This window comes from Mycobacterium sp. E3298 (assembly GCF_001666895.1).
GTDB lineage: Bacteria > Actinomycetota > Actinomycetes > Mycobacteriales > Mycobacteriaceae > Mycobacterium.
The window spans coordinates 1-7,863 of sequence record NZ_LZJB01000360.1; the positions used below are offsets into that span (position 1 = coordinate 1).

6 protein-coding genes are annotated in these 7,863 nt (G+C 67.8%); 2 read left to right on the forward strand and 4 right to left on the reverse strand.

What is annotated here, in order from left to right; genetic code table 11:
• Window positions 1–155: 155 nt before the first annotated feature.
• The gene (locus A9X05_RS16720; RefSeq protein ID WP_067782802.1) at window positions 156–1,691 is read left to right on the forward strand and encodes an AMP-binding protein; all 1,536 of its coding nucleotides are present in this window, start codon (window positions 156–158) and stop codon (window positions 1,689–1,691) included.
• Here A9X05_RS16720 and A9X05_RS16725 read toward each other — a convergent pair.
• Window positions 1,675–2,505 carry an oxidoreductase gene (locus A9X05_RS16725; RefSeq protein WP_067753245.1) on the reverse strand — a complete coding sequence of 277 codons (831 nt, stop codon included), beginning with the start codon at window positions 2,503–2,505 and terminating at the stop codon, window positions 1,675–1,677. The genes A9X05_RS16720 and A9X05_RS16725 overlap by 17 nt on opposite strands.
• A 301-nt stretch (window positions 2,506–2,806) precedes the next feature.
• Between A9X05_RS16725 and A9X05_RS16730 the strand changes: the two genes are divergently transcribed.
• Window positions 2,807–3,271: a cyclic nucleotide-binding domain-containing protein gene (locus A9X05_RS16730; protein WP_067753241.1), complete on the forward strand. Its 465-nt coding sequence runs from the start codon at window positions 2,807–2,809 to the stop codon at window positions 3,269–3,271.
• Between the two features lie 27 nt (window positions 3,272–3,298).
• On the opposite strand, the gene A9X05_RS16735 is transcribed toward A9X05_RS16730, so the two are convergent.
• The 3 genes from A9X05_RS16735 to A9X05_RS16745 are packed head-to-tail and all read right to left on the reverse strand — an operon-like array spanning window position 3,299 to window position 7,775.
• Complete coding sequence (locus A9X05_RS16735) at window positions 3,299–3,964, reverse strand: nitroreductase family protein (RefSeq protein WP_067782805.1); 666 nt, start codon at window positions 3,962–3,964, stop codon at window positions 3,299–3,301.
• Window positions 3,965–3,971: 7 nt separating this feature from the next.
• Window positions 3,972–5,501, reverse strand: coding sequence for an Hsp70 family protein (locus tag A9X05_RS16740; protein ID WP_067782807.1), 1,530 nt, complete (start codon window positions 5,499–5,501; stop codon window positions 3,972–3,974).
• 9 nt (window positions 5,502–5,510) lie between these two features.
• Window positions 5,511–7,775: a carbon starvation CstA family protein gene (locus A9X05_RS16745; protein WP_067782810.1), complete on the reverse strand. Its 2,265-nt coding sequence runs from the start codon at window positions 7,773–7,775 to the stop codon at window positions 5,511–5,513.
• Between the last annotated feature and the right edge of the window lie 88 nt (window positions 7,776–7,863).

A 7,863-nucleotide genomic window follows, 5' to 3' on the forward strand; every position in this document is an offset into this window, starting at 1 on the left:
TCGGCGGCGTGAAGCAAAGCGGTCTGGGCCGTGAGCTCGGGCCGCGTGCCCTCGACGAGTACACCGAACAGAAGTTCGTGCACATCGACATGACCAATGACCGTGCCAAGCGGGTCTATCCCGTGGTCGTTTCAGCCGCCGCGGCGAGCTGACCGATGTACCCGGGTACCCACGCGGACAATGCCCCTGAGCGCCCCGCGGTCATTCTGGCGGAGTCCGGAAAAGTGTTGACCTACCGGCAACTCGACGACAACTCCGCCGCGCTTGCGCGGGTGCTCTACGACGCCGGGCTCCGCCGCGGCGACGTCGTCGCACTGCTCTCCGACAACGCCGCCGAGGTCTTCGAGGTGTACTGGGCGACGCAACGATCGGGCCTCTACATCACCGCCGTCAATCACCACCTGACGGCGCGGGAGGCCGGCTACATCGTGCGTGACTCGGGTGCACGCGCGCTGATAGCCTCGGCTGCGCTGGCCGACCTGGCAATCGACGTCAGCGCGCAGGTCGAAGGTCCCGGGCTGCGGCTTGCCTTCGGCGGTGACGTCGACGGTTTCGCCTGCTACAAAACGGCCCTCGCCGAGGCCGGCCCCCGCCTGCCCCGGGAACCATCCGGCGCGGTCATGTTGTACTCCTCCGGCACAACGGGATTCCCCAAGGGGGTCAAGCCCCCGCTGCCGCATCGGCGTGTCGACGAACCCGGTGATCCGATCGTGGCGATGGCCAGCCACTTCTACGGAATAACAGCCAGCGACGTCTACCTCTCGCCGGCGCCCGTCTACCACGCCGCGCCCCTGCGATGGTGCGGCATGGTGCAGGCGCTGGGTGGAACCGTGGTGCTGGCCAAGAAGTTCGACGCCGAATCCACATTGCGCTACATCGAGCACTACCGCATCAGCGTCGCACAGCTGGTTCCCACCATGTTCGTGCGGCTGCTCAAACTCGACGAGTCCATCCGCGGCCGTTACGACCTCTCGAGTCTGCGGATGCTCATGCATTCCGCCGCGCCCTGTCCCATCGATGTCAAGCGGGCGATGATCGAGTGGCTCGGCCCCATTGTCTACGAGTTCTACGGTTCCACCGAGGCGCACGGCCTGACGTTCATCGATTCCGAGCAATGGCTCACCCACCCGGGGTCGGTGGGACGAAGCGTGCTCGGCGTGCTGCACATCTGCGGCGACGACGGAACCGAGCTACCCGTCGGTGCCGTCGGGACCGTGTACTTCGAACGCGATCATTTGCCGTTCGAATACCACGACGACCCCGACAAGACCGCCGCGGCCCGCCACCCGGAACATCCATTCTGGACGACCGTCGGCGATCTCGGCTACCTCGACCCCGATGGATTCCTGTACCTGACCGACCGAAAGTCGTTCATGATCATCTCGGGTGGGGTCAACATCTACCCGCAGGAAGTGGAGAACGCCCTGGCGCTGCACCCCGCGGTGCTCGACGTCGCGGTCATCGGCGTTCCCCACCCCGAAATGGGCGAAGAGGTCAAAGCCCTCGTGCAGCTGGCGCCCGGGGTGAGCGGGACGGATGCGTTGGCACAGGATCTCATCGACTATGTCCGCGACCGGATCGCCCACTACAAGGCGCCTCGTTCGGTCGACTTCGTCGACGACCTACCCCGAACACCTACCGGAAAGCTGGCCAAAACCAGACTGCGACAGGCGGTTACGGCCCGAAGTTAGTGCCGCTTGTCAGCCGTTCCCATTTCGCGATCTCGGCGGCGCGCGCATCCGTCGCGTAGCGGTAGAAGGCCAGGGCGTCAGGGCCCAGCAGCAGGAAACCCGGAGGCTCACTCGATTCGACGGCCGCGATGATCGCGGCGCCGGCCTTGGCGGGTTCGCCCGCCTGGGTGCCGTGCATGGTGTCGTTCTCCTTGCGACGCTGCCCGGCGGTGCCAGCGTAATCGTCGATGACGGTCGCCGATTGGACGAGCGAGCGCCCGGCGAAATCGGTCCGGAAGGCGCCAGGCTCGACGACGGTCACCGAAATGCCCAGCGGGGCAACCTCACCGCGCAGGGCGCCGCTCATCCCTTCGATGGCGGCCTTGGCCGCCGCGTAGTAGCCGGAGCCCACCGGGGTCACCGTTGCGCCGATCGAGGAGATGTTGACGATCGCCCCACTGCGACGGGCCCGCATGCCGGGCAGCACCGCTTTGATCATGGAGACCGTGCCGAAGAAGTGCGTCTCGAACAGGGTACGCACATCGGCGTCGTCGCCCTCCTCGATCGCGGCGCGGTAACCGTAACCGGCGTTGTTCACCAATACGTCGATGCGGCCGAACCGCTCGTGGGCCTGCCGCACGGCCGAGACGACCTGCGCGGGGTTGGTGACATCGAGGGCGGCCGCGAGCACCCGATCCGGCGCGCCGGACGCCAGGTCGGCGACCTTCGCGACGTCGCGCGCCGTTACGACCGCGTTGTGGCCGGCCCCGATGGCGGCTTCGGCAAGCGCACGACCGAGTCCGGTCGAGCATCCGGTGATCAACCAGGTGGACATGCGGGATGGCTCCTTCTCGCCGAAACCCAACATCTAGGCGTGAAACGCGTTGTCAGACTACGGCAGTGGTTGGCGTCAGGTCACTCGTCGCGCCGCCGTCGATACGGCCGGTTCGCTCGCGTCGGCTAACTTGCCTCGCGGGGAAGCCGCGGCGGTCACGAAAGCATCGTACGAGGGTGGCCCGCCCGGCGGCGGTGGCCTTCGGCAGGCAATTTCTTCTCGTCGATCGCGGGACGGGGCCGTCACAATCAACTATCGTCCGTCTTGAGTAATCGATCGGTACCGGTGAAGGAAATTGGCAGTGAGGACGCTAGAAGGCGTTCTGTCCCGCCACCCGTTCTTCGGCGGGATGGACCCGCGCTATCTGCAGTTGGCGGTCGGGTGCGCGGCGAACCTGCGCTTCGCCGCAGGTGAGTTGATCTTCCGCGAGGGCTACCCGGCCGATCACTTCTACCTGATCCGCGCCGGCCGGATCGCGCTCGAAACCCCCGTTCCGGGCCGGGGCGGCTTGACGGTGCAGACGCTGCAAGCTGGAGACATCCTTGGCTGGTCGTGGCTGGTGCCGCCATACAACTCGCGGTTCGACGCGCGCGCCGTCGAGTCGACGCGCGCCATCGGGTTCGACGGCAACTGCCTGCGCGGCAAGTGCGAAGAGGACCACGAACTGGGGTACGAGCTGCAGAAGCGCGTGATCGCGGTCCTCGGACAGTATCTCGATGCGACGAGGTTCCGGCTCCTGGACATCTATGCCGATGTCATCGGCTGAGCACGACACCGTCCCGCGACAGGCCCCCTAGCCGTCGAATGCCGGACCGTCGAAGCGGTCACGGGTGACGAGCTCCGCGACCGCCCGGCGGCGCAACTTCCTCAGCTGCCGGATGGGTTTGCCGAGCGGCACCACCGCGACGACCGCGTGCCGATCAGGGATGCCCAGCAGTTCGCGGACTCCCTCCTCGGCGGCGACGGCCATCGTCGTGATCGTCCCGCCGTAACCCTCGTTGCGGGCGGCCAGCAGGACGTTCCACACCAGTGGATATACGGAGGCGCCGCCGGCCAGGCCGACGCGGCCCAGATCCTGATCCACGGCCGCCACCACCGTCAAATCGACCGAAAACACAAGCACGACAGGCGCGTTCACGATCGGCGCGACGAACGTGTCGGGGATTTCGGTGCTGTCGATGATGTCCTGCGGCACACGGCTGGGATGGATTGAATTCCATGGGTTTTCGCCCGCCTGCAGCTGGGCGAAGTAGCGACGGGCGGCGGCCTTGCCCAGCTCGGCCAGCCGGCGCCGGGCGTCCGGGTCGCGCACGACGGTGATGTGGGCGCCCTGCCGGTTGCCGCCGCTCGGGGCGAACCGGGCGTTTTCGAAAATGCGCGCCAGCACGCCGTCGGGCACCGGGTCGCCGGTGAATTCCCGCGCCGCGAACGTCGTTCTCATGACGTCATAAAGTTCCATCGGCGCGTCACGCGCTCGCGGCGGCGCGGCGCTCCAGGCGGAAGGTGCGCTTGAACCCGGCCGGCTGCGTGGTCAGGGTGACTTCCACCGCGCCGCTGGGGGCGATGACGTAGCGCTCCTCGACGTCGGGCCCGTCCCGCCACCGGCCCACCGGCTGACGCCCGAGGTCGTCGCGATCATGCAGCGCCGGGTCGAAGGGGAAGAGCACCGGGTCGTAGGGCGTCACGTCGCCGTCGGGCCGGCCGTTGACCAGGCGGCTGCATTCCACGAACCGGAAGTGGCCGATGTTGTGGGCCGCACGATAGGACCGCTTCACCACCAGCGGGGTGTGCCCGTCGGCCGGCAGGGAGACGTCCTTGCACACGATCGGGTCGAAGACCACGCCCGCGCCGGCCTCGGCCTCGCGAAAGACCCCGAAGTTGCGCGAGAAGCGTTCGGACAGCGCGAAATCGGACTCCTTGTCGAGGAAGACCGCCAGGCCGATCGCCGTGGCCGCGAAGGGGTGCGGCGAGCGTTTGACCCGCTTGTCGCCGAAGGTGGTGCGCAGCATCCGGGAGACCAGCGGGAAGCTGCCTGCGCCGCCGACGACGTAGATGCCGGCGACCTCCGACCACGTCACGTCCCGGCCGGCGCCGGCCGGATTGTGCAGCACGCGGTCGAGCAACGCCATCGTCTTGTCGACCAGCGGTGCGCACACCGAATAGACGTCGTCAACGGGGCAGGAGAACGGGGGCCGGTCCGCCCCGCCGACCCCGGTGAGGTCGACCAGGAAGCGGCGCGTCTGTGGACCCACGGCCTCCTTGCGGGCGGCGCACTCCTCCCGCAGCAGGTCGCGGGCCGCCGCGTCCACCCCGGACAGTTGGGAGCGGTCCAGGACGAGCTCGACGATCGCGTCGTCGAAGTCGTCGCCGCCGAGGCGCTGGATGCCCTCACTGATGACGACCTCGTTCGCGTGCCCGGTCATCTTGAGCAACGAGGCGTCGAAGGTGCCCCCGCCGAGGTCGTAGATGAGGACGTACTCCCGCTTGGCGGTGATCGTGGACCGGTAGCGGTGCGCGTATTCGAGGCTGGCGGCCGACGGCTCGTTGAGCAGCGCGGCGACGTGGAAGCCCGCCGCCACGAACGCGTCCAGTGTCAACAGGCGTTGGGCGCTCGAGGCGTTGGCCGGCACGCTGATCGCGGCCTCGATGGTTTCCCCCGCGGTGAGGCTGGCGTTGGAGCGACGCACGAGGTCGCTCTTCAGCTGGGCCAGAAATCCGGTGAGCAAATCGGCCAGGCGGTGGGTGCGGCCGGCCAGGCTCACCTCTGTCTGCGGTCCGGCCTCGTTGAGCAGGCGTTTGAACGACCGCAGCACCGACCATCCCGCGTCGTGCCGGACCGCGGCCGCGTCCGCGCCGAAGCGCAGCTCCCCGGCCGCGTTGGCCGCGACGATCGACGGCCACGCGTCGAGGCCGTCAAACGAGATGACGGGATAGTTGCCTCGGTCGACGGCCGCGACGACGGTGTGAGTGGTGCCAAAGTCGATGCCGACTCTCATCGCGCAAGTTTAGGACCGCGCGGGGGAGTTCGACACGACCTTTTTGCCGGGCGCGTCCCATCGTCTTTGCAACGCGCGCTCAGCGGCGGTGGGAACCAGGCCGGACGGCGCGAACCGCTTCGAGGGCACCGGATCCTCCTCGGTCAGCGGCCTGCCGCCGCCACGAATTGCCCTGGCGGCGACCACAACTCCGGCGGCAAAGACGATGAGGACCACCAGCGCGAAGACGATGGACAGGGTGCCCTGGATGAAGGTGTTCCTGATGACCTCGTCGATTTGATGGGGATTCTTGGCCGCACCGAAGGCGGTCTTGCCGGCGCGCTTGGCCGCCACGAACTGGCCGTGCTGAGTCCAGTAGCCGACGGCGGGATCTCCGGAGAAGATCTTCTGCCACGACGCGGTCAGCGTTACGGCCAGATCCCACAGCAGGGGCAACCCGGGGATCCAGGCCCACCGCAGCAGCCCCTTCTTGATGACGACGACGGTGATGACGGTCAGCGCGATGCCGGCCAGCAGCTGGTTGGCGATGCCGAACAGCGGGAAGAGGGTGTTGATGCCGCCCAGCGGATCGGTCACGCCCATCAGCAGTGTGCTGCCCCAGGCGGCGACCACCGCCAGGCTGCAGATCCACACGCCCGGTCGCCAGCTGGGGTTGCGCAGCCTGGCCATCGGGCCACCGATGTTGCCGAGCGTGTCGGAGAGCATGAATCGGTTGACCCGGGTGCCCGCGTCGAGGGTGGTCAGGATGAACAGCGCCTCGAACATGATCGCGAAGTGGTACCAAAAGGATTTGAGTCCGGCGCCGCCGAACACGCGCTGCAGCACCTCGGACATGCCCCAGGCGAGCGTGGGTGCCCCGCCGGTGCGCGACACGATGGACTTCTCGCCGACGCCGGCGGCGGCCTGGCTGATCTGGTCGGCCGTCGCCGGGGCGCCGGCCAGCCCGAGTGAGTTGACGTAATCCGCGGCGCGGGCCGCGGTGGCGCCGGTCTGCGCGGCAGGCGCGTTGATCGTGAAGTACAGGTGCTGGTTGATGATCGACGCGGTGATCAGCGCCATCACGGCGACGAACGACTCGGTGATCATGCCGCCGTAGCCGATCAGCCGCATCTGGCCTTCTTTCTCCAGCAGCTTCGGGGTTGTCCCGGAGGAGATCAGCGAATGGAATCCCGACAGCGCGCCGCACGCGATCGTGATGAACAGGAAAGGGAATAGCGAGCCGGCGAACACCGGACCGTTGCCCTTGGTGGCGAACTGCGAGATCGCGGGTGCCTGCATGACCGGCCGCGCGATGAAGATGCCGACCGCGAGCAGGGCGATGGCGCCGACCTTCATGAAGGTGGACAGGTAGTCGCGCGGTGCCAGCAGCAACCACACCGGCAGCACCGAAGCGGCGAAGCCGTAGCCGATGAGGCACCAGCACAACGTGACCGGCGAGAGCGTGAACAGCGATGCACCCCAACGGGTTTCGGCAACCCAATTGCCGGATCCCACCGCCGCGAGCAGCAGCGCGAAGCCGATCACCGACACCTCCGTCACCCGCCCGGGCCGCAGGAAGCGCAGGTAGATTCCCATGAACAGCGCAATGGGGATGGTCATGGCGATGGAGAACACGCCCCACGGGCTTTCGGCCAGGGCCTTGACCACGATCAGGGCCAGCACCGCGATCAGGATCACCATGATCACCAGCACCCCGGCCAGCGCGGCCGCACCACCGACCGCGCCCAGTTCGTCGCGGGCCATCTGGCCCAGGGAACGGCCCCGCCGCCGGGTGGAGATCCACAGCACCAGGTAGTCCTGCACGCAGCCGCCGAGCACCGCGCCGAGGATGATCCAGATGGTGCCGGGCAGGTAGCCCATCTGTGTCGCCAGCACCGGACCGACGAGGGGGCCGGCCCCGGCGATGGCGGCGAAATGGTGCCCGAACAGCACCCGCCGGTCGGTGGGCACGTAGTCGGTGCCGTCGTCTAGCACCTCGGCCGGGGTGGCGTGGTCGTCGCGCGGGCGAACGATCTTCATCTCGATCAGCCGGGCATAGAACCGGAACCCGATGATGTAGGTGCAGATCGCCGCGACCACGAACCAGACCGCGTTCACCGTCTCGCCGCGCGCGAACGCGATGATCGCCCACGCGACGGCACCGACGACGGCGATGACCGCGAACATGACCTTGTGCCGCAGGGTGATGGGGGAGCGGTCGACGATCGCGACGGGCGGCAGTTGTTCGTCGGTGTGGATGTAGCGGACGTCTTTGTCGTGCACTTTCACTGCCACGGCCGAAACCCTACGCGCGCGAAACCGGCAGCGCTCGGTTTGTCAGTACAGCGCCCGCACGGTATCGATGGTGTCGGCCTCGGACGGG